Source organism: Actinoplanes sp. URMC 104, assembly GCF_051386375.1.
GTDB lineage: Bacteria > Actinomycetota > Actinomycetes > Mycobacteriales > Micromonosporaceae > Actinoplanes.
The window spans coordinates 1030359-1050647 of the sequence record NZ_JBPQTO010000004.1 but is presented as its reverse complement, the minus strand read 5'-3'; the positions used below and the strand labels follow the sequence as shown (position 1 = coordinate 1050647).

Here is a 20289-nt window from a genome sequence, read left to right as displayed (position 1 = left end):
ACGACGAAGGCCCGGTCACGAATGACCGGGCCTTCGTTTGCCGCGTGGGGTGATCGACGGGACTTGAACCCGCGACCCCCTGGACCACAACCAGGTGCTCTACCAACTGAGCTACGACCACCATCGCGCACGGAGACGCATCCCCGTGGTGCTCGACAATCATAGCCACACACCGGGCGGGGGCGTCGAGCGGGTTCCCGGCACGGTCGGGTGATGGGGCTTACTGCAGGCCCTTGCCCCGGGCCGTGCTCTTGTCGCGGGTCGGGCTCCTTGCCGCGGGCCGGCTCCTTGCCGCGGGCCGGGCTCCTGCCGCGGGCCGGGCTCCTTGCCGCGGGCCGGGCTCCTTGCCGCGGGCCGGGCTCCTACTGCAGGTCGGCGGCGATGGCCTTGGCGGACTCGACGTCGGGGCCGGGCAGCGGCACGAAGATCGCGCGGCGATAGTACTCGAGCTCGCGGATGCTCTCGCGGATGTCGGCGAGCGCGCGGTGCGACAGCCCCTTGGCGGGCTGGCCGAAGTACACCCGCGGGTACCAGCGGCGGCACAGCTCCTTGATCGAGGAGACATCGATCATGCGGTAGTGCAGGAACGCGTCGAGGGCCGGCATGTCGCGCGCCAGGAAGCCGCGGTCGGTGGCGATCGAGTTGCCGCACAGCGGGGCCGTACGCGGGTTCGGCACGAATTCCCGCACGTAGGCGAGCACGGCTTCCTCGGCCTCGGCCATGGTGATCGCGGACCGGCGTACCTCATCGGTCAGGCCCGACTTGGCGTGCATGTCGCGAACGACGGGCGGCATCGCGTCGAGCGACTCGTCGTCGGCGTGGATGACCAGGTCGACGCCCTCGCCGAGCACGTTGAGGTCGGCATCGGTGACCAGGGCCGCGACCTCGATGAGCTTGTCCTTGCCCAGGTCGAGACCCGTCATCTCACAGTCGATCCACACCAAATGATCAGCCACCCGGACAGCCTACGCCGCCCGGGCATGGACCGCTGTCACGTCGTCGCCCGTTACCCGTCCGGGCACGCGGCACGCAGCGGCGCAGTTTGTCCGCTTTCGGGCGAGGACTTCCCACTCGGCGACTCTTGGGGCTAAACTGGGCTTAACGGACGAAGCCCCCCTTCGGTTACTCCGTTCCCCCCGGTAAAAAGGGCCCTCCGCGTCGGCAGCGCGGAGGGCCCTTTCGGTGCGTGTCCCATCAGTCCTGCGAGTGATCGTCCTCGGTCGTGGGCCGGCGCCGGCGTCGCTGGGTGTTGCCCGCCAGCAGCTCGGCCGCCTCCTGCTGGTAGGCCGCCAGCCAGCCCGCCGGGGTGCCGCTGGCCGCGGGGATGGCCCCCGTGCTCGTCCGCAGCGGCACGTCCTCCGCCGGCCGGGCCGGCCGCACCGCGCCGGCCGCTCTGGTCGTCCGCGGTGCGGGCTTCGCCGGGGTGGCCTTGGCCGCCGTCCTCCCCGCCGCCTTGGCCGCCTTCGCCGGCGTGGCCTTCTTGGCCGGCTTCTCGCCCTCGGTGTCCGCGGCCGGCTCGGCCTCAGCCTCGGTCTTGGCCTTCGCCGTACGGCGGGTGGCCCTGGCCTTCGGCTTGGCCGGCTTGGCCTCGGCGGCGTCCTCCGCGTCGTCGATCATGTCAGCGGCCGGTTCCGACCCGACCGCCGCTGCCGCCGCCGCGCGCGCCGCCACCGTCTGCGCAGCCTTGCGCCAGGCAGCCGGAGCCGGCCGTCCCGGCCCGACCCCCGGCAGCCGCCCCCCGAACGACGCCCGGGCGCCGCCCTCGACCCGGCTCTGAGCCTGAGCCAACAAATCCCGCTCCGACTCCGCCCGTCCTTGGCCCTTCCCCGCCGCCGCGTCCTGATCGGCGGCACCGGTCTGCTCGTCGCTCCCGGCGTCGCCGGCCGCGGCCTCGGTCCGGCCGGCCGCCTCGGCTTGGTCGGCCGCCTCGGCCCGGTCGGCCGCCTCGGTGGGCGCGGTCTGGGTTGCAGCTTCCGCGCCCTGTGCGGTCTGGACCGCGGCCACCGCGTGCGGTGCCGCCTGCGCTTCCGGGTGCGAGGCCGCCTGGGTGGCGGCTTCGGCCCGGGCTGCCGGCTGAGCCGGGCCTGCGTCGGGGCGGCCGTTGTCCGTGGGGGTGGCCGGCTTGGGGCGCTGCGCAGGGGAGGCGGACGTGGTTGCGGGTGCGGACGACGCACGGTCGGCGCCGGGGCGCTCGGCGCGGGCCATCGTCTGAACATCCGCGGAAGCAACCGCCTGGGCCGGTTGCGCCACGCGAGCCTGCCCCGCAGATGTGGCCGGGTCAGAGGTGGCCGCCGCGGGGGCCAGCCCGGGCGCGCGGCTTGCCTGCGGGGCGGCCGGCGATACCTGGGCGACCGCCGGGACCGGACCGGCGGAGCGGCTCTCGTCCCGCGAACTGCCAGGGCGGCTGTCCGCCGAGACGGGCTGCTCCGCATTGCCGGGCCGAGCAGGCGACGGCACCATCGGCCGGGACGGCGCAGGCGGCCGAGGAACAGTAGGCCGCGGCGGCGCCGGCGCGGTCGTCGCCTTCGCAGCTCCCGTGCCGTCCGGTCGTTCGTCCGTGTCGGTCTCCGCGTCGGTCGAGTCCTTGCCGGGCTCCGGGCGGGCACCGCTCACGGCAGCACTCTCGGTCCGCGCCGCGTCGTCGGCCCCCGCGCCCGCCATCTCCACTCGGGCGGTGCCCACGGCGACATCCGTGCGCGCCCCGGAGTGCGGCTTGGCGGCGGCACCCTGCGACGAGGCAGCCACGTTGCCGGCCACGTCGACCTGACGCGCTTCTGCGGTCGCCTCGCCGTTCCGGTCAGCGGCGACCGTCGCCTCGTCGGACCCACTCGACCGCGCGTGGCGGCCGGCGTCGGTCCGCGCGGCTCCGACCGGCTGAGCGTTCCGTCCGGCTTCGGCGTCACGACCGGCATCCGCGCCGGACTGCACGGCACGCGCGGCGGCAGCATTCCCGCCGGCAACCGGACCGGACTGGGCGGTGCGCGCTGCGTCGGCGTTCCCGTCAGGGGACGAGCCGGGCTGGGCGATGCGCGCAGCGTCGGCCTTCCCGTCAGGGGACGGGCCGGACTGGGCGGTGCGTGCGGCGTCGGCGTTCCGGTCGGGGGAGGAGCCGGACTGGGCGGTGCGTGCCGCGTCGGCGGTCCCGTCAAGGGACGGGCCCTGGGCGGTGCGCGCAGCGTCGGCGTTCCCCGCGGGGGACGAGCCAGGCTGGGGCTTCGCCGGGCGGGCGCCGGGTGACGGACGGGCGGAGGCCGGCTCGGGAGCCGACACCGAGCGACCGGGTTCGGTTGTGAGCTCGATGTCGGCTCCCCGCGCCGGGCGTACCTCACTGGCGGACGAGGTGGCCGGCTCGGTGATGGTCTTCGCGGGCGCCGCCGCCGACGCGCTGGCGGGCTGCGAAATGCCGGCGGGCCGGGTATCGGCCAGAGACGTGGGGCGGTCGGTGGTGGGGGTGTCCTGGTGGCTACCCGAGGCCGCGCCGTTGGAACCGGTCGCGGGCACGGAACTCCTACCGGCCCCGGCCGAAGGAACAGCGGACGGCGAGACGGCGGGCGGGCGCGGGCCAGGACGGGACGGCGCGGGACGGTCGGCGGACCGGCCGCCGTCGGCAGATCCGGCGGCCTCGACGGGACGACCGGCCTCGGCCGGACGACCGGCGCCAGCGGAACTACCGGCCTCGGCGGGACGGCCGCCCGAAGAACGGCCGGCCGAAGCAGAACGGTCGCCGCGCGAGGGCTCGGTGCGCGGCATGCCCATCGCGGTCCAGTCGGTGGCCCGGGGGCCCGTGACGATCGAGACGCGCTGGTTGGCGACGCGCGGGTCGCGGTCGTCGGCGAACTCCGCGTCGATCTCCCCGCGGATGGCGCGGGCGTCGGCGGCGCCGGCCGCGTAGGCAGCGGCCACCGCGTCGATCGAGTCGGCCGGCTGGGTGGTGTCCGCCGGAGCCGAGGCGGTCGTGCTCTCGGCGGAGTTGGCCGGCCCACCGGCGGAAGCCCGAGCAGCAGCCGGGGTAGAGGCAGCGGCCGGGTCAGTGTCCGAGGACGACCGCGCCGCAGCGGCCGAGCCGGCGGCGGAGGCATTCGCGGAGTCTCCCGCCGCCGGAGCGGCGGAACCGGCAGCCACCGGGTTGGCGGACGTCGGAGAGGCGGAGCCAGCAGCGGCCGGAGCGGCAGTAGTAGCAGCGGGCTGCGGAGCAGCCGGGGCGGCGGAACTGGCGGCGGCCGGAGCGGCAGAACCAGCGGCCTTGCCGGCCGATGCCGGGACAGCGGAACCCGCAGCGGCCGCAGCAGCAGAACCGGCAGCCGTCGGAGCGGCGGAGCCGGTGGCCGTCGGAGCGGCGGAAGCGGTGCCCGTCGGAGCGGCGGATCCGGTGGCCTTGCCGGCCGAAGCGGGAGCAACCGGACCGGCAGGCGCCGAAGCGGCGGTGCTAGCGCGGGCGGCGTCCTCTGCGTCGACCGCGGTGGCCGCTTCGTAGCGGGCAGCGCCCTCAGCGACGGTCGGGGAAGCGGAACCGGCGGCCGGGGCGGTGAAACTGGCGGCCGGGGCGGCGGAACCAGCGGCCGGGGCGGCAGAGCCGGCGGTCGGGGAAGCGGAACCGGCGGCCGGGGCGGCGGAGCTGGCGGCGGCCTCGTCGGCGGCAGGCGCGGTGGGCGTCTCCGCCGGGTCGGCGGCGGCGCGGCGGCGGGCTGCCTCGGCCATGCGGGCGGCTGCCTGGGCCTCGGTTTCGCGGGCTCGCACGGGGGCGGTCTCGGCCACCCAGGCGTTGACGGCGGACGACTGGAAGAGGGGGATGTCGGCGGGGGGCTCGGTACGGCGCTTGCTGCTTCGGCGGGAGGGGAGCTCGACGGCCAGGGGTGACGGCGCGTCGCCTACGGGCAGGGAGCCGGGGGTGGAGCCGAGCAGCTGCAGCGGCTCGCCGGGGGCGGGGCGGGAAGGGATGGCGGTGGCGGCGGCGTACTCGTCGGGGTCCGGCGGCATGCCGGGGCCGGCGGCGGGAGAGACGGGCGAAGCTGAGCCGGAGGCGGAAGAGGCCGCGGGGGCGAGGGTGGGCGAGGCCGGGGAAGAAGAGGGGGCGGGGGCGGGGGAGGTGGGGACGGGCGGAGCCAGCTCGCGGGTGGGCGGCCAGGCGGGGGCGGATCGGGCGGAGGTGGAGCGGGCGTCGGCCAGGGAGCGGGGACGGTGGGCGCCGGCGGGGCGGCCGGTGGAGGGCAGGGCGGGCAGGGGGGCGCCGATGGCGCGCATGAGCTCGGGGACCTGGCTGGGCTCGACGACGTAGACGATCTCGCGCCGGCGGGCGGGCCAGGCCAGGACGGTCATGCCGACCATGACGAGCAGCGTGCCGAGGGTCAGCAGGCCCCAGGCGCTCGAGTTGAGCCAGCCGGGGCGCAGCTCGGCGGTGGCGCGCAGCTGGAGGCCGGACATGGCGTTCGGGCTCATCACGACGAGGCTGTACGGGCCACCGCGTACGTCGGCAGGGGTCCACGAGATCTGGCCGGTGGTGTCCATCCGCGTCCAGAAGGAGGCGTGGCCGGGCAGCCCGCGCGGCGACTGGCGGCCGGTGACGGTCGTGGTGGCGACGGGCAGGGCGCCGGTGCCGATGTCGACCGTGCGCACGACGCTGTACGGCGCCCCGGACAGGTACTGCTGCACCGCGGCGGTGGGGGCCAGGCCGAGGAAGGCGGGGCCGTCCTGGTTGCGGGCGACCAGCCGCAGCTCGGTGTCGCCGATCCTGGTGAAGGGGGCGTCCGTCCGCAGCAGGCGGTCCACGTCCTCGATCACGAACGCGTAGCCCGGCGTGGACAGCCGCTGGAGGTCGCCGCTGAACGCGCCGCCCTGGTCGCGGTGCTGCATGGCTGCCCAGAGGCCGGCCCCGGCCAGCAGCGACGGCAACCCGATGGTCAGCGCCAGCATCCCGAGAATGGTGCGGAACACCCGCATCGGCCTCTCCCCCTTTTAACGCTCAGGCGGTACTGGCCAGACCATACAGATCCAAATAACCCCAAACTGGTCAAACAGTGGCTAAATCGCTGATCGAAATGACAACGATCCGGGCGGAGCGGTCAGTTGACGGTGACGGTCGTGGAGAGCGTCGACTGGTCGATGTCGCTGGTCCGGGCGGTGATCTTGAACGTCCACTCCCCCGCCGCCGGCAGCGCGATGTCGCCCACCGCGTGGAAGTCGGTGATCCGCAGCAGCGGGATCTCGATGGGCTCGATCCCCTTGGACTCCAGCGCGGCCGTGGCGGTCCACTCCACGACGGTCAGCGGCTTGTTGTCCGGCGTGTAGGCGTACAGGTGGATGCTGTTGTTGCCCACCGCCGCCGGGAAGACGTCGATCTGCACGGCCATCTTCGGGCTGGTCAGCGTCTTGGTGACCGTGGTCGAGACGGGGCCCGACTCGGCGGCCTGCGCCGAGCGCGGCGGCTGGATCTGCACCAGCGCCGACGTCACGCCGAGCACCACGGCCGTGACCGCCAGCTCCGCCCACACGATGCGGCGCAGGCGCTTCGGCGACTCCTCGGCGACCTTCGAGCGCACCAGCCGGCGGGAGAGCCACGCGGCGGCCAGCACGATCGCCACCAGGCCCACCTTCGCCAGGATGAGCCGGCCGTACGTGCTGAAGAACAGCCCGTCGAACGAGGACACCTCGATCAGCGCCTGGATGACGCCCGCCACGATCAGCGCGGCCACCGCCGTGGCGGCCCAGCGCGACCAGATCGGCAGGATCGCGCCCAGCTCGCGCTGGTCGGCCCGGCGCAGCAGGAAGCCGACGAGCATGACCAGCCCGCCGAGCCACACCGACATGGCCGCGAGGTGGATCGCGTCGACCACGACCGAGACCCCGGCCACCGGGGAGGCGGTCGGGTGCCCGGTGAGCGGCCAGGTGGCCAGCGCGGCGACGCCGAGCACGCCCAGCAGCGCCAGATCGGTCTTCGAGTCGGCGTCGTTGCCGCGCAGGAGCGGCCGCAGCAGCAGCGCGGCGGCGCAGACGACCCCGAGCCGGACCAGCATGATCGCGCCGAACGTGCTGCCCAGCACGTCGCGGAGGTCACCCACGCGGACGTCGAAGAGCCCGGAACCCGTCGAGTACGGCGCCTGCAGCCAGATGCCGAGCAGCGTGCTCGCGAGGACCAGGCCGACGCCCGTCCACACCACGCGGCCGGGACCGCGGCGGCTCAGCCGGTGCGGCCAGAGCAGCGCGAGCACGAGCACCGGCCCGACCAGCAGCACCAGACCGGCGTACCCGAGGTATTTGCCCACCGGGATCAGCCCGCGCACGACCGGGTCCACGGTGGTGTCGTCGACCGTCGCGGTGGGGGTGGCCGACGCGGCGCCGACCGAGAACGTGACGCTGCCGCCGACCGGATGGCTGTCCGCCGAGATCACCCGGAAACTGACCAGGTACGTCCCCCGGCCGCCGCCCGAGCGCAGCGGGATCGTGACCGAGGCGCCGTCGGCGGTGGGCTCGCCCTGGTCGGCGCGGGAGCCGTCGGGCGCGAGCACCTGGATCTTGCCGGCGAGCAGCTGCACCGACTCGCTGAAGTTGAGCGTCACCTTGTTCGGCGCGTCGGGCACGATCGTGCCGTTCGCCGGGTCGCTGCCGACCAGGGCGGCGTGCGCGCTCGCCGGCGCCGCCGGCCCGGCCAGCACCGTGAACAGCCCGACCAACAACCCCGCGAAAGCCGCGAAAACGCGACAAACCCGGCGACGATCAACCATCATGACTGAGCCGGCACTGGCATGCCCTCCTGGCCCTACGCTCGCTTCGCCCGCTCCGGTGCAGTCGGTCATGCCGACATGCTGCCCGATCGGGGCGACCCCCGCCCAATGCGGGTCAAAGTCGCGGGCGATCACCGGCGTACGATGTCGGGCCATGGACGGCTTGGACGAAACCACCGCGCTCGCCCTCGCCGCCCGTGCGGGGGACGCGACCGCCCTGGCGGCGTTCGTCCGCGCCACCCAGGCGGAGGTCTGGCGGTTCAGCGCCGCGCTGGTCGACGCCGGTTCCGCCGACGACCTCACGCAGGAGACGTTCCTGCGCGCGTTCAAGGCGCTGCCCGCCTTCGAGGCCCGGTCGACGGCCCGCACGTGGCTGCTCGGCATCGCCCGCCGCGCCTGCGCCGACCACCTGCGCGCGGTGGTGCGCCGCCGCCGGCTCGACGCGCGGCTCGCCGCCGAGGCGTGGACCGGCACGCCGTCCCCCGACCCGGCCCACCGGCTCACCACTGCCGACCTGCTCGGGCGTCTGAGCGACGAGAGGCGTACGGCCTTCGTGCTCACTCAGGTCCTTGGACTCTCCTACGCCGAGGCGGCCGAGGTGGAGGATGTCCCGGTGGGGACCATCAGGTCCCGGGTGGCGCGTGCCCGCGACGAGCTGGTGACGGCCGTCTCGCAGGCCCGCGCCGTCTGATTCAGCCGATTCCCAGCCGAACCCCAGCAGAATGAGGGGAACCGGCGGGACAGTTGTGTCGACTAACGGGACGTGACCATGGACTTGCAGCAGGAGCCCCGGCTCGCGGCGGCCTGGCCGTGGATCTCCACCCTCGCGCGCCTCGGCCTGGCGGCGGTCTTCCTGATCGCCGGCGGCCTCAAGGTGACCGACCTGGCCGCCTCGGCGCGCGCGGTGAACGCGTACGACCTGATGTCCTACGACACCGCCAAGGTGATCGGGGCCGTGCAGCCGTTCCTGGAGATCGCACTCGGCCTGCTGCTGCTGGTCGGCATCGCGACGCGGCTGAGCGCGGCGATCGCGGCGGTGGTGCTGGTGATCTTCATCGCGGGCATCGTCTCGGCATGGGCGCGCGGCCTGCAGATCGACTGCGGCTGCTTCAGCAAGGGCGGCGAGCTGACCGGCGGGCGAACCGCGCAGTACGGCCTGGACATCGCGCGGGACGTGGGCTTCCTCGCGCTGGCCGGGATTCTGCTGTGGAAGCCGCGCACCAGGTTCTCGCTCGACGGCCTGCTTCTGGACGGCTCGGCACTGGGAGAGAGATGAGCAAGGGCGACAGGGGACGCGAACGGGCGGCCGCCAGGCGGATCGTCGAGCAGCAGAAGGCGGCCGACCGGCGCCGCAAGGTGACGATCTGGACGTCGGTGGGCGTGGTCGCGGTGCTGCTGATCGCCGGCCTGATCGGCTGGGGCGTGCTGGCCAACCAGGAGAAGAAGACCGACGCGTCCCAGGTGAGCACCCCCAGCGTGGCGGTGGACGAGGGCACGGCGTTCGCAGTCGGCTCCGGGCCGGTGACCGTCGACATCTACGAGGACTTCATGTGCCCGATCTGCCACCAGTTCGAGCAGCAGACCGGGCCGGCGATCGCGCAGATGGTCACCGACAAGAAGGTGACCGTGCGCTACCACCCGGTCTCCATCCTGGACCGCGCCTCGAACGGCACGCAGTACTCGACCAGGTCGGCCGGCGCCGCGGCGGCCGCGGCCGTGGACGGCAAGTTCATCGAATACCACAACGTGCTGTTCGAGAACCAGCCCGAGGAGGGCAGCGACGGGCTCGACGACGCCAAGCTCATCGAGCTGGGCAAGTCGGTCGGGCTCGGCGACACTTTCGCCAAGGCGGTCGACGACAAGACGTACGACTCGTGGGTCACCAAGGTCACCGAGACGTTCTCGGCGCGCGGCTACAACGGCACGCCGACCATCGTGGTGAACGGTAAGAAGGTCGAGGGGCCCAACCAGACGCTGCCCACCACCGAGGTGTTCACCCAGGCCGTCACGGCGGCCGCGGGGTGAGACGGCTGCTGCTGATCGTGGTCGTGGCCGGTGCGGTGCTCGCGCCGGCCACGCCCGCGCTCGCGCACGGCGGCGACATCCCGGGCGCCACGGCGTACCGGACCAGCGTCACCTCCACCTCGGCGCCGGGCGTCCGGGTGCGCGCCGTCGAGGCCGGGGCCCGGCTCGAGCTGACCAACGACTCGGGCCGTTCGGTGGAGGTCCTCGGGTACGCCGGGGAGCCGTACCTGGACGTCCGGCCCGACGGCATTTGGCAGAACGTGAACTCGCCGGCGTCGTACGTGAACGAGACGCTCGCCGGGGACACGCCGGTGCCGGCCACCGCCGACCCCACCGCGCCGCCGTCCTGGCGCAAGATCTCGGACGCGACGACGGTGCGCTGGCACGACCAGCGGACGCACTGGCTGAGCAGCGACCGCCCGCAGCAGGCCGTCGCCGACCCGTCGCGCAGCCACCGCCTGCGCGACTGGACCGTGCCCCTGCGCGTGCAGACGAGCACGTACGAGATCCGCGGCACGCTCGACTGGGAACCGCCGCCGCCGACCTGGATGTGGTGGGCCGGGGCGGCGCTCGCGGCCCTCGTGGCGGCGGCGCTGGCCCAGCGGTGGCCGGGGACGGTGCGCGTGTTCGCGCTGGTCGCCGGTCTGGCCCCGCCGGCGTACGCGGTGCTGCGCACGCTCGACGGGGAGACCCCGCCGCCGGTGCTGATCCTGGCCGGGCTGCTCGGGCTGGCGGCCGTCTACCGCCACCCGCCGTTCTTCCTGGCGCTGGCCGGTGCGGTGGTCGCGTTGTTCGGCGGCTTCAACGAGACGCGGATCTTCTTCGCGGCGGTGACGCCGACGGTGGGGCCGGGGTGGGTCGCCCGGCTCGCGGTCGCGCTCGCCCTCGGGCTGGGCGCGGGGCTCGCGCTGGCCGGCGTGCTGCGGTTGCGAGCGGCGCTGCCCGAGGCACCCGAGCCCGCCGAGGCCGCCGCCGTCGCCGCTTGAGCCCACAGCGCGGCGGTCTATCGTTCGAGCCATGACTGAGACCGCCCGGCTCGCCGCCGGCGACCCCGCGCCCGACTTCAGCCTGCCGACCGACAACGGCGACCGGCTCACCCTCAAGGACCTGCGCGGACGCAAGGTCGTCCTCTACGCGTACCCCGCCGCCATGACGCCCGGCTGCACCACCCAGGCGTGCGACTTCCGCGACTCGCTGGGCTCGCTGCAGGCGGCCGGCTACGAGGTCGTCGGCATCAGCCCCGACAGCCCGGCCAAGCTCGCCAAGTTCCGCGAGCGCGACGCGATCACGTTCCCGCTGGTGAGCGACGAAGACAAGAGCGTGCTGACGGCGTACGGCGCCTACGGTGAGAAGAAGAACTACGGCCGGACCGTCATGGGCGTCATCCGGTCCACCTTCGTGATCGACGAGGAGGGCGCCATCGAGCGGGCTCTCTACAACGTCAAGGCCACCGGGCACGTCGCCAAGCTGCGCCGCGACCTCGGCATCGACTGATTCCTACAGTCGGGGCTCCGGCGGCCGATGACTACGGCAGGACCCTCACCGGTTCTTCCCGGGCCCACGGCGGCTGTCACGCGGCATGATCCGCGAGGCGGCCGCCGTGCTGTGCGCGGGTGTCCCCTGCTGCGCCGGCGAGCGTCTAGAATGCCTGGGACGTGGCGCCCCGAGGGGCGCAGCGGGCGGGAGTGGCGAAATAGGCAGCCGCGCGGGTTTTAGGTGCCCGTGCCCGAAAGGGCGTGGGGGTTCAAGTCCCCCCTTCCGCACCCTCACTGCTCCGCCGGTGCCAGGCGGACCCGGCGGAGCAACTGGGCGTTGAGAGCCACCACGATGGTGGACGCGCTCATCAGGACCGCGCCGACCGCCGGGCTCAGCGTGATGCCGGCCCACGCCAGCGCGCCCGCCGCCAGCGGGATGGCGACCACGTTGTAGCCGGCCGCCCAGGCCAGGTTCTGGACCATCTTGCGGTACGACGCCCGCGACAGCCTGATGACGCTGGTGACGCCGCGCGGATCCGACGACGCCAGCACCACGCCCGCCGACTCGATCGCCACGTCGGTGCCGGCGCCGATCGCCAGGCCCACGTCGGCGCGGGCCAGCGCCGGCGCGTCGTTCACGCCGTCGCCGACCATCGCCACCGTCAGCCCGCGCGCCTGCAGGGCCGCCACCGCCTGATCCTTGTCGGCCGGCAGCACCTCGGCGAAGACCTCGTCGAGCCCCAGGTCCGCGGCCACCGCCTCGGCGACCGGCCGGGCGTCCCCGGTGATCATCACGATCTTCCGGATGCCCTGCCGCCGGAGCTGCTCGATCGCCTGCCGAGCCTCCGGGCGAACCTCGTCCTCGAGCGCGAACGCCCCGATCACCTCGGGCCCCTCGTCGCCGAGCCGCACGAGATGCAGCACCGCCGCACCGCGCCGCGACCACGCCTCGGCGGGCTCGACGAGGTCGTCAGGGATGCGCGGCTCGTTCGATCGCAATCCCACAGCGGCCGCGGACTGCGTACTGGCGAGGGCCGCGGCCGTGGGACGCGCCTCGGTGAGCCCGGCGTCCCCCGTTTGCACGGCTGGCGTTCGCGGCTCTGCGGCAGCGCGGGCCTCCGCGGTCTGTGCGGCCAGTTCGCGGAGCAGGGCGGGGCCGCCCACGGCGTACGCCTGGCCGTCCACCACTGCCTGGACGCCGCGGCCGGTGAGCGAGCGGAAACCGGTGGCGGAAGTTGCCAGGCCGCGGGTGCGGGCGACCGAGACGAGGGCCTTGGCCAAGGGGTGCTCGCTGTCGCTCTCGACCGCGGCGGCCAGGCGGAGCACCTCGTCCCCGGTGTGGCCGGCGGTGGCGGCGATGCCGGTGACGGTGTGCGCGCCCTTGGTCAGGGTGCCGGTCTTGTCGAACAGGACGGCGTCGACCCCGCGCATGCGCTCCAGCGCCAGGCGGTCCTTGACGAGGATGCCGGCGCGGGCGGACAGGGCCGTCGACAGCGCGATCACCAAGGGGATGGCGAGGCCCAGGGCGTGCGGGCACGCGATGACCAGGACGGTCACGGTGCGCACCACCGACTGGTCGAGGTCGCCGAGCGCCCACCACGTCACGAAGGTAAGCAGGGCCGCGGCTGTGGCGACGGAGAACAGCCAGGCGGCGAACCGGTCGGCCAGCACCTGGGCGCGGCCACTGGAAGCCTGCGCCTCGGCGACCAGGCGGCCGATGCCGGCGAGCGCGGTGTCCTCGCCCACAGCGTCGACCTCCACGCGTACGGCCGAATCCGTGGCGACCGTGCCCGCGACGACACGGCTTCCGGGCGTACGGGAAACGGGCTCGGACTCCCCGGTGATCATCGACTCGTCCATCTCGGCGGAGCCCTCGACGATGCGGCCGTCGGCGGGCACGCGGGCACCGGAGCGCACGAGCACCCGGTCGCCGACGCGCAGCGCCGCCACCGGCACCTGTTCGATCGTGCCGTCCGGCCGTACGCGGGAGGCCTCGTCGGGCAGCAGCGCGGCCAGCGCCGCGAGCGCGCCCTGCGCCTGGCCGATCGCCTTCATCTCCTGCCAGTGGCCCAGCAGCATGATCGTGACGAGCGCGGCCAGCTCCCACCAGAAGTCGAGCCCGAACAGTCCGAGGCTGGTGGCGAGCGAGGCGACGTACGCGACGGTGATCGCCATCGCGATCAGCAGCATCATGCCGGGAGCGCGGTCACGGATCTCGCTGCGCGCGCCGGTGAGAAAGGGCCATCCGCCGTACAGGAAGACGGCCGTCCCGAGGATCGGGCCGGTCCACGCGATGCCGGGGAACTCGAGCGAGTAGCCGAACCACTCCATGACCATGTCGCTGGTCCCCACGAGCGGGACGGTGAGCGCGAGGCTCAGCCAGAACTTGCGCCGGAACACGTCCGGGTCGTGCCCCGCGTGCTTGCCGCCCGAGTGCCCGCCGTGCGGTTCGTGCCCGCCGTGATCGTGGGTCATGACAACCACCTCCCTCCGCAAGGTATACCCCCTGGGGGTATGCCGTCGAGAGGTGGGCGACGATGGAGTCATGACGTGGGACACAGCCCGAGCGGGAACGCCGAGCCGCCGACGGACCCGGCGTGAAAGGCTTCGGACATGCGGATAACGGCCCTCTACACGCACCCGGTCAAGGGGTGTCACCGCCTCGAGCACACAGCCGCCGTTGTGGAGCCGTGGGGCCTGGCGGGCGACCGCCGCTGGCTGATGGTCGACGCCGAGGGCGTGGGCATCACCCAGCGCGACGAGCCCCGGCTGGCGCTGCTGACCGTGACGGAGCGTCCGGGCGGCCTCGAACTGGGCGCACCGGGCCTGCCGTCACTGTCGGTGGACGAGCCGGTCGACGGCGCCGAGGAGCAGGTGCGCGTCTTCAAGCGCAAGGACCCCGTCCCCGCCCGCGTCGCCGAGAAGGAGTGGAGCAGCCGCTTCCTCGGCCGCGACGCCCGCCTGGTCTGGCAGGCGGACCCGACCGGCCGCGTCATCGAGTCGCACGCCCGGCCGGACGACCACGTCAGCTTCGCGGACGGCTTCCCGCTGCTGCTGGCCAACGAGGGCTCGCTGTCCGCGCTCAACGACTGGCTGGCCGAGGCGGGCGAGGAGCCGGTGCCGATGACCCGCTTCCGCCCCAACCTGGTGGTCGGCGACGCGCCCGCGTGGGCCGAGGACGGCTGGCTCGGCCGGCGGCTCCGGATCGGCGACGTGCTGTTCCGCGCGGCGAAGTCGTGCTCCCGCTGCCTGGTCACGACCATCGATCAGGAGACCGCGGAGAAGGGCCGCCAGCCGCTGCGCATGCTGGGGCAGCGGCGGCGCTTCGACGACGGGCTGCTCTTCGCCATCAACCTGATTCCGGACATGCCGGGCACCGTACGGGTGGGCGACCCGATCGAGGTCCGATGATCGGGTGAAGCCTGCCACCGGAGCCTTAAGGGTGTCTTAGGAAAGTTGCCGCCACGGTCGCGGGCCGCGCAGGATCCCTCTCCGTGACCGGATCTCGCCTGTTCTCGCCCCGCTGGCTCGCCGCCGGCGGCGCCACCGTCCTCGCCGCCGTCCTGGGAGTCGCGCTCGTGCTCCAGAACAGCGGCTCGGCGTGCGCCGCCCCGCCGTCCACCACGGCCAAGAAGGGCAAGGCGACGTACTTCTCGCTCGACGGCACGCTGGGCAACTGCTCGTTCCCGAGCCCGCCCGCCGACGACCTGTTCGTCGCGCTCGGACAGCACAACCAGTACTCCGAGGGCGCGGCCTGCGGCACGTACATCGACGTCACCGGCCCCAAGGGCAAGACCCGCGTCAAGGTCATCGACTCGTGCCCGGAGTGCCCCGCCGGCCACCTCGACCTGAGCCTCACGGCGTTCAAGAAGATCGGCGTGCAGTCCGACGGCATCATCCCGATCACCTACAAGACGGTGCCGAACGCGGCCGTGCCGGGCTTCCTCTCCGTACGGGTCAAGGAGGGCTCGTCGCAGTACTGGCTCAGCGTGCTGATCGACAACCACGCCAACCAGCTCGCCTCCGTGAAGATCGCGAGCAAGGGCGGCAGCTTCAAGACGGCGTCCCGCGAGGACTTCAACTACTGGACCCTGCCCAGCGGCGCGGGCAACGGCCCCTTCAAGGTCAAGATCACCGACGTGTACGGCAACTCGGTGACCGTCGGCAACATCAAGCTCGCCGTCGGGAAGACCCAGAAGACCGGCGCCAAGCTCGCCGGCGGCATCGTCCGCCAGCCGTCGTCCGGCACCACCCCCAAGAAGAAGGCCACCCCGCGGGCCGAGAAGACTTCGGCCTCCCCCAAGGCCAAGGCGGCCCCCACCAAGGCCCCGAAGCCGGCCCCGACCACCTCGGCTCCCGCGGCGGCGACGCTGCTCGAGTCGACGACCGTCCCCACCACCCAGCCCGCTCAGATCGCCGCCGACCTGACCGCCGGCGACGCCGCACGCTGCAACTGAGCAGTTCCCCACCGGCCCGGCCGGACGCGATCCCCCCGTCGCGCCCGGCCGGGCCGTCCCCTATGCCGGGGAGCCGTCGAGCTGCAGCCACAGATAGATCTCGTCGCGGTCGTCGCCGCGCGCCACCCGCAGCGCCGCCGGCATGCGGCCGACCTCGCGATAGCCCAGCCGCTCGTAGAACCCCTCGGTGCCGGCGCCGGCCCGCACGGTGACCTGCAGAGCCTCCAGCCCCGCGGCGCGGCCGAGCCGCTCGGCCTCGCGCATGAGCGCGGCGCCGTAGCCGCTTCCCTGCCGTCGCGGCGTCACCATGACCCGCTTGAGCACCCGCCAGTGCTCCTTGAGCGGGAACCGGTTGCTCACCACGAACAGCAGCGCCACCAGCTCCCCGCCGTCCAGGCCGATCAGCAGCCGGTCGACGCCCTCGCGCACTCCCGCGAGGGCGGCGTCGGCCACCGGCGCCACCTCGGCCGCGTCCACCGGCGCCACGAACCCGACCGCCCCGCCGGCGTTGGTTACCTCCACCCAGAGCGCGACGATGCTCTCCCGCAGCTCCGCGGTGAGCGGAGGGTCGACCACGAACGTTCTTGTCATCCCGCCATCCTCCGGGCTCGGCAGTTCACCTCAGGGGTCGATCTCGGCGGCGGCCGCGGCCGCGACGTCGAAGGCGCGGGTGATGCGGGCCCGCTGCTCGGCGAGGAAGGCGGCGCCGGTCTCGCCGGCCGCGAGCCGCTCGGCCGCGTCGCGCAGGCAGACCCGGAACGCGGCCGCGGCCAGCGCCGCCGACATGCGGGGGCGCGGGTCGCCGGCCTCCGCGAGCAGGTCGGCCACCAGCTCCTCGAGCTCCTGGGCGATCTCGCGGGCGCGGGCCCGCAGGGCGGGCGAGCCGGCCGCCACCCGCCAGTACGTCACCACGTCGACGGGATAGCCGGGCAGCGGATGGTCCTCGTCGGCGAGCTGCAGGGCGAGGTCGCGCAGCGCGGCCTGCGGCGTACGGCCGGCGGCGCGGTTGCGGACCGCCGCGGTGATGCGGTCGCGGATCAGCGGGACCCGGTCGAAGAACATGTCCTCCTTGCGCGGGAAGTAGTTGAAGACCGTCATCCGCGAGACGCCGGCCCGCAGCGCGATGTCGGTCACGCTCACCGCGTCGAAGCCCCGCTCGATGATCAGCTCCGTGGCGGCCCGGGAGATCTGCCGGCGGGCCTGCTCCTTCTTGCGCTCCCGAAGTCCCATGGCCGCATCATATATCCGGTAAAACTATTGACTCGGTATAAGATTCGGGCGCATGCTCGACGGATGACAGTGATCGACAAGCGCGCCCCCGGGACGCTCCGGGCGGCCTGGGTGGCCCTGGCGGGGCTCTCCGCGGTCTTCCTCTTCGAGATGCTCGACAACTCGATCCTCACCGTCGCGCTGCCCACGATCGGCCGCGAGCTGCACGCCTCGACCCTCGAACTGCAGTGGGCGACCGGCGCGTACGCGGTGGTCTTCGGCGGCCTCATGGTGGCGTTCGGGGCGGTGGCCGACCGCTACGGCCGGCGACGGATCATGCTCGCCGGGCTGGCCCTGCTGGGGCTGGCGAGCCTGGCGACGGCCTTCGTCACCACCGCTGAGCAGCTCATCGCCGTGCGGGCGGCCATGGGTGTGGCGGCCGCGATGACCACCCCCGGTTCGATCGCGCTGGCGTTCCGGCTGTTCGCCGACAACGGCCTGCGCGTCCGCGCCATGACCCTCATCTCGACCGTCGGCCTGGTCGGGCTCGCGGTCGGCCCGACGGCGGGCGGGTTCGTGCTCGCCGTCGCACCGTGGCAGGTCCTGCTGCTGGTCAACGTGCCGATCGCCGCCCTCGCCATCGTCGGCATCCGGGCCGGCATCGCCGCGGACGAGCCCACCGAGCTTCACCGCGATCCGCTCGACGTCCCCGGAGCCGCGCTGGGCACCACGACGATCGTGCTGACGCTCGTCGCGCCGACCCTGTTCGTCGGCGAGGGCGCCCGCTCGTGGCAGCCGTGGACGGTCACCGCCGCGGCCCTCGTCGCCGCGGTCGTGTTCGTGCTGCGCGAGCGCGCCGCCCGGCATCCGCTGCTCGACCTGCGGCTGGTCGCGCGGCCGCTGGTCTCGGCCGGGCTGGCCCACAAGGCGGCGACCGGGCTGGCGGTGGCCGGCCTCGGCTATCTGGTGACCCTGCAGCTGCAGCTCGACTGGGGGTGGTCGCCCGCGCTGGCCGCCGCCGGGATGCTGCCGCAGGTCCTCGTGCTGGTGCTCGCCGGCCCGTTCGTGAACCGGTTCGTCGATCGCGTCGGGCTCGACCGGGCCGCCGGGCTCAGTTCCGCGGCGGTCGTGGCCGGGCTGGGCGTCTACGGCCTGCTCGGCCGGTTCGGCTATGTCTGGGTGGCGCTCGCGCTGATGCTGGTGGCCGCCGCGATCCGCGTGGTCGGCGCCGTCGCGGGCGTCAACGTGCTGCGCGGCCTGCCCGAGAACCGTACGTCGATCGGTGCGGCCCTCGTCGACACCGCCGGCGAGGTCGCCTCGGGGGTCGGCGTGGCGGTCGCCGGCACCGTCCTGGCGGCCCTGTTCACCGGCGCCGTCAGCGCCTCGCCCTGGAGCGCGCGGCAGTCCGCCGAGTTCGAGCAGGCGGTCACGGTCGCCGGCCTCCTGCTCACGCTGGTGGCCGCGGCGCTGGTCGGATGGGCGATGCTGCGCACGCGGCGGCCCGTCGTCGCCGGGTGAAGCGGCGGCTGCGACCCTGGTGGGCATGGATCCGGTGGCGGACGCGCGGGACCTCGTCGCCGCGCGGTTTCCGGGGGCGGTGTGGGCGCTGCTCACCGGCAGCGTGGTGGGGCCGCACCGGACGGCGGGGTCCGACCTCGACATCGTCGTGCTGCTCGCCGACGGGCCGGGGTATCGGGAGAGCCTGCGCTTCCGCGGCTGGCCGGTGGAGTTGTTCGTGCAAACGCCGGAGAAACTGGCGGAGTACCTGCGCCGGGAGCACGCGGCGCGCAAGCCCAGCACGCATCGGATGATCGCGCACGGCGTGCCGCTGCTCGGCGACCCGGGCGACCTTCCGCAGCGGTGCGCGCGGGTGCTCGCCGAGGGGCCGCCTCCGCTGACCGGGGCCGAGCGGGACCGGCTGCGGTACGGGCTGACCGACCTGCTCGACGATCACACGTACGCCGTCGACCCGGGGGAACGCGCCGTGCTCACCGCCGCCCTGTGGACGGAGGTGGCGCGGACCGCCCTGCTGGCCGGCGGCCGGTGGCTCAGCCACGGCAAGTGGTTGCTGCGCGAGCTGCGCGAGTTCGACCCGCAGCTCGCCGAGCGGTGGCTGGCGGCCCGCGACGACCCGTCGGCGCTCGCGGCGGAGGTGCTGGACCGCGCGGGCGGCCCGCTCTTCGAGGGTTACCGCGCCTGACGCCGGGCGCCGGAGCGCACCGCGGCGCGAGCCCGGCCGGCGGCGTCGCCCGCGGCCGCGCGCATCATCGGCAGCAGCGGCGACGACGACATCAGCGTGAGGTCCTCGGCGACCGAGGTGGTGCCGTCGAGGAAGCGCAGCACCCGGTCCGGCGGGTTGCGGTCGAACAGCCGGTCGAAGAACGCCACCCCGTCGACCAGCCCCCGGTCGAGCGCCCGCAGCTGCACGGCGTCCATCCAGCGGTGCCGGGCCGGGTACGGCGGCGAAGGCACGGGCGGGCGGCCGGCGGCGACCGCGCGGGCGATCTGGTCGGCCTGGCGGACCATCGCCGAGAACGTGAACCCGGTCGACGGCCGCGTCGCCCCGCCCGCGGTGCCGAGCCGCACCACCCGCGGCGAGGGTCGCGGGTCGAACGGCCCGTCGGTCATCGGGATCACGCCGTCCTCGACCTCGCGCACGCGCAGCGCCGTCAGGTCCAGCCCGAGCAGGCCCGCATAGTTCCGCAAGGCCTCGTCGTACGCGTCCCCGCCGAGCACGACGGGCGAGAACTCCGTGTACTCGACCAGCGCGAACCGGTCGCTCACCGGCAGCACGTAGCCGAACGAGACCCCGCGGGCCGGCTGCGGCGTACGGAAGTCCATCAGCACGGCCCGCCCCGGCTCGAACGTCGGCGCGTCCGCCTCCAGCCACCACCCCCGGAAGTGCTGCAGCCAGTTGGTCCGCCCGGGCCGGCGCGGCTTGCGGGGCCGCGAGTCCAGCGCCCACGCGGCCCGCACCAGCGGCGTGCCGTCCGGGCCCGCGATCACCACCCGCTCCCCGTCGTCGGCGACGCCGCCCGCGGGCGCCGTGATGCGCACCGCGCCCAGCTTCTGCTCGGCCGCCCCGGCCAGCTCGTAGAGCGGCGCCGACCGCAACATCGCGTACCGCAGCGGCCGCAACGGCAGCACCCGCCGCCCGCCCGGCGTGACGACGTCGACCTCGTCCCAGCTCGCGCTCAGCAGCGGGTCGAGCGCCGTGCCCGGCGTGCCCCAGAACGCCCACGTCCGGTCCTGCCCGCGCTTGTGCACGGGGTCGACGATCGCCACCCGTACGCCCGGCTCCTCCCGCCCCAGCGCCGCCAGCACGAGCGAGGCCGCGCCACCGCCGCCCACCAGCGCCAGGTCCACGTCCACGGGTGATCTCACCCGCCCAGCCTGCCAGGCGCC

Annotated in this window: 16 protein-coding genes and 2 tRNA genes; 10 read left to right on the top strand and 8 right to left on the bottom strand. The window is 74.2% G+C overall.

Annotation, left to right across the window (positions count from 1 at the left end; all coding sequences use genetic code 11):
* Nucleotides 1-45 precede the first annotated feature (45 nt).
* From ACSNN8_RS18745 to ACSNN8_RS18730, 4 genes are all read right to left on the bottom strand, one after another.
* Nucleotides 46-121, bottom strand: a tRNA-His gene (locus ACSNN8_RS18745).
* Between the two features lie 241 nt (nucleotides 122-362).
* The gene (orn, locus tag ACSNN8_RS18740; RefSeq protein WP_436650492.1) at nucleotides 363-956 is read right to left on the bottom strand and encodes an oligoribonuclease; all 594 of its coding nucleotides are present in this window, start codon (nucleotides 954-956) and stop codon (nucleotides 363-365) included.
* A 238-nt stretch (nucleotides 957-1194) separates the two neighbouring features.
* Nucleotides 1195-5937 carry a hypothetical protein gene (locus ACSNN8_RS18735; RefSeq protein ID WP_436650491.1) on the bottom strand — a complete coding sequence of 1581 codons (4743 nt, stop codon included), beginning with the start codon at nucleotides 5935-5937 and terminating at the stop codon, nucleotides 1195-1197.
* 122 nt (nucleotides 5938-6059) lie between these two features.
* A complete protein-coding gene (locus tag ACSNN8_RS18730) occupies nucleotides 6060-7721 on the bottom strand; it encodes a copper resistance CopC/CopD family protein (protein WP_436650490.1) in 1662 nt (553 codons plus the stop codon).
* A 151-nt stretch (nucleotides 7722-7872) separates the two neighbouring features.
* Here ACSNN8_RS18730 and ACSNN8_RS18725 point away from each other — a divergent pair, with 151 nt between their 5' ends.
* The 6 genes from ACSNN8_RS18725 (at nucleotide 7873) to ACSNN8_RS18700 (ending at nucleotide 11506) form a co-directional block, all read left to right on the top strand.
* Complete coding sequence (locus ACSNN8_RS18725; RefSeq protein WP_436650489.1) at nucleotides 7873-8409, top strand: sigma-70 family RNA polymerase sigma factor; 537 nt, start codon at nucleotides 7873-7875, stop codon at nucleotides 8407-8409.
* 78 nt (nucleotides 8410-8487) lie between these two features.
* A complete protein-coding gene (locus ACSNN8_RS18720) occupies nucleotides 8488-8994 on the top strand; it encodes a MauE/DoxX family redox-associated membrane protein (RefSeq protein ID WP_436650757.1) in 507 nt (168 codons plus the stop codon).
* A complete protein-coding gene (locus ACSNN8_RS18715; RefSeq protein ID WP_436650488.1) occupies nucleotides 8991-9743 on the top strand; it encodes a DsbA family protein in 753 nt (250 codons plus the stop codon). The genes ACSNN8_RS18720 and ACSNN8_RS18715 overlap by 4 nt, the downstream gene beginning before the upstream one ends.
* The gene (locus ACSNN8_RS18710) at nucleotides 9740-10729 is read left to right on the top strand and encodes a hypothetical protein (RefSeq protein ID WP_436650487.1); all 990 of its coding nucleotides are present in this window, start codon (nucleotides 9740-9742) and stop codon (nucleotides 10727-10729) included. The genes ACSNN8_RS18715 and ACSNN8_RS18710 overlap by 4 nt, the downstream gene beginning before the upstream one ends.
* A gap of 31 nt (nucleotides 10730-10760) precedes the next feature.
* Nucleotides 10761-11237 carry a thioredoxin-dependent thiol peroxidase gene (bcp, locus tag ACSNN8_RS18705; protein ID WP_436650486.1) on the top strand — a complete coding sequence of 159 codons (477 nt, stop codon included), beginning with the start codon at nucleotides 10761-10763 and terminating at the stop codon, nucleotides 11235-11237.
* Nucleotides 11238-11422: 185 nt separating this feature from the next.
* Nucleotides 11423-11506 (top strand) — tRNA-Leu (locus tag ACSNN8_RS18700).
* Nucleotides 11507-11509: 3 nt separating this feature from the next.
* Here ACSNN8_RS18700 and ACSNN8_RS18695 read toward each other — a convergent pair.
* Entirely contained in the window at nucleotides 11510-13693 is a 2184-nt protein-coding gene (locus tag ACSNN8_RS18695) for an HAD-IC family P-type ATPase (protein ID WP_436650485.1), read from the bottom strand.
* A 138-nt stretch (nucleotides 13694-13831) separates the two neighbouring features.
* Here ACSNN8_RS18695 and ACSNN8_RS18690 point away from each other — a divergent pair, with 138 nt between their 5' ends.
* A complete protein-coding gene (locus ACSNN8_RS18690) occupies nucleotides 13832-14629 on the top strand; it encodes an MOSC domain-containing protein (RefSeq protein ID WP_436650484.1) in 798 nt (265 codons plus the stop codon).
* An 83-nt stretch (nucleotides 14630-14712) separates the two neighbouring features.
* Nucleotides 14713-15675 carry an expansin EXLX1 family cellulose-binding protein gene (locus tag ACSNN8_RS18685; RefSeq protein ID WP_436650483.1) on the top strand — a complete coding sequence of 321 codons (963 nt, stop codon included), beginning with the start codon at nucleotides 14713-14715 and terminating at the stop codon, nucleotides 15673-15675.
* Between the two features lie 60 nt (nucleotides 15676-15735).
* Here ACSNN8_RS18685 and ACSNN8_RS18680 read toward each other — a convergent pair whose 3' ends face one another.
* Nucleotides 15736-16266, bottom strand: a complete 531-nt coding sequence (locus ACSNN8_RS18680) for an N-acetyltransferase family protein (protein ID WP_436650482.1) — start codon at nucleotides 16264-16266, stop codon at nucleotides 15736-15738.
* A 30-nt stretch (nucleotides 16267-16296) separates the two neighbouring features.
* Nucleotides 16297-16905 (bottom strand): TetR/AcrR family transcriptional regulator, encoded by a 609-nt coding sequence (locus ACSNN8_RS18675; RefSeq protein WP_436650481.1) that lies wholly within the window; start codon nucleotides 16903-16905, stop codon nucleotides 16297-16299.
* Between the two features lie 63 nt (nucleotides 16906-16968).
* Between ACSNN8_RS18675 and ACSNN8_RS18670 the strand changes: the two genes are divergently transcribed.
* Together ACSNN8_RS18670 and ACSNN8_RS18665 are read left to right on the top strand one after the other, a co-directional pair.
* Nucleotides 16969-18402: an MFS transporter gene (locus ACSNN8_RS18670; RefSeq protein WP_436650480.1), complete on the top strand. Its 1434-nt coding sequence runs from the start codon at nucleotides 16969-16971 to the stop codon at nucleotides 18400-18402.
* Between the two features lie 25 nt (nucleotides 18403-18427).
* Nucleotides 18428-19084 (top strand): nucleotidyltransferase domain-containing protein, encoded by a 657-nt coding sequence (locus ACSNN8_RS18665; protein WP_436650479.1) that lies wholly within the window; start codon nucleotides 18428-18430, stop codon nucleotides 19082-19084.
* Here the strand turns inward: ACSNN8_RS18665 and ACSNN8_RS18660 are convergent.
* Complete coding sequence (locus tag ACSNN8_RS18660) at nucleotides 19072-20268, bottom strand: lycopene cyclase family protein (RefSeq protein ID WP_436650478.1); 1197 nt, start codon at nucleotides 20266-20268, stop codon at nucleotides 19072-19074. The two genes, ACSNN8_RS18665 and ACSNN8_RS18660, sit on opposite strands and share 13 nt — an antisense overlap.
* Between the last annotated feature and the right edge of the window lie 21 nt (nucleotides 20269-20289).

Coding starts and splice junctions, on each gene's coding strand:
- ACSNN8_RS18730 (WP_436650490.1), bottom strand. CDS start 7,721: ATGATGGTTGATCGTCGCCGGGTTTGTCGCGTTTTCGCGGCTTTCGCG.
- ACSNN8_RS18675 (WP_436650481.1), bottom strand. CDS start 16,905: ATGGGACTTCGGGAGCGCAAGAAGGAGCAGGCCCGCCGGCAGATCTCC.
- ACSNN8_RS18695 (WP_436650485.1), bottom strand. CDS start 13,693: ATGACCCACGATCACGGCGGGCACGAACCGCACGGCGGGCACTCGGGC.
- bcp (WP_436650486.1), top strand. CDS start 10,761: ATGACTGAGACCGCCCGGCTCGCCGCCGGCGACCCCGCGCCCGACTTC.
- ACSNN8_RS18670 (WP_436650480.1), top strand. CDS start 16,969: ATGACAGTGATCGACAAGCGCGCCCCCGGGACGCTCCGGGCGGCCTGG.
- ACSNN8_RS18725 (WP_436650489.1), top strand. CDS start 7,873: ATGGACGGCTTGGACGAAACCACCGCGCTCGCCCTCGCCGCCCGTGCG.
- ACSNN8_RS18665 (WP_436650479.1), top strand. CDS start 18,428: ATGGATCCGGTGGCGGACGCGCGGGACCTCGTCGCCGCGCGGTTTCCG.
- ACSNN8_RS18690 (WP_436650484.1), top strand. CDS start 13,832: ATGCGGATAACGGCCCTCTACACGCACCCGGTCAAGGGGTGTCACCGC.
- ACSNN8_RS18735 (WP_436650491.1), bottom strand. CDS start 5,937: ATGCGGGTGTTCCGCACCATTCTCGGGATGCTGGCGCTGACCATCGGG.
- ACSNN8_RS18715 (WP_436650488.1), top strand. CDS start 8,991: ATGAGCAAGGGCGACAGGGGACGCGAACGGGCGGCCGCCAGGCGGATC.
- ACSNN8_RS18720 (WP_436650757.1), top strand. CDS start 8,488: ATGGACTTGCAGCAGGAGCCCCGGCTCGCGGCGGCCTGGCCGTGGATC.
- ACSNN8_RS18680 (WP_436650482.1), bottom strand. CDS start 16,266: ATGACAAGAACGTTCGTGGTCGACCCTCCGCTCACCGCGGAGCTGCGG.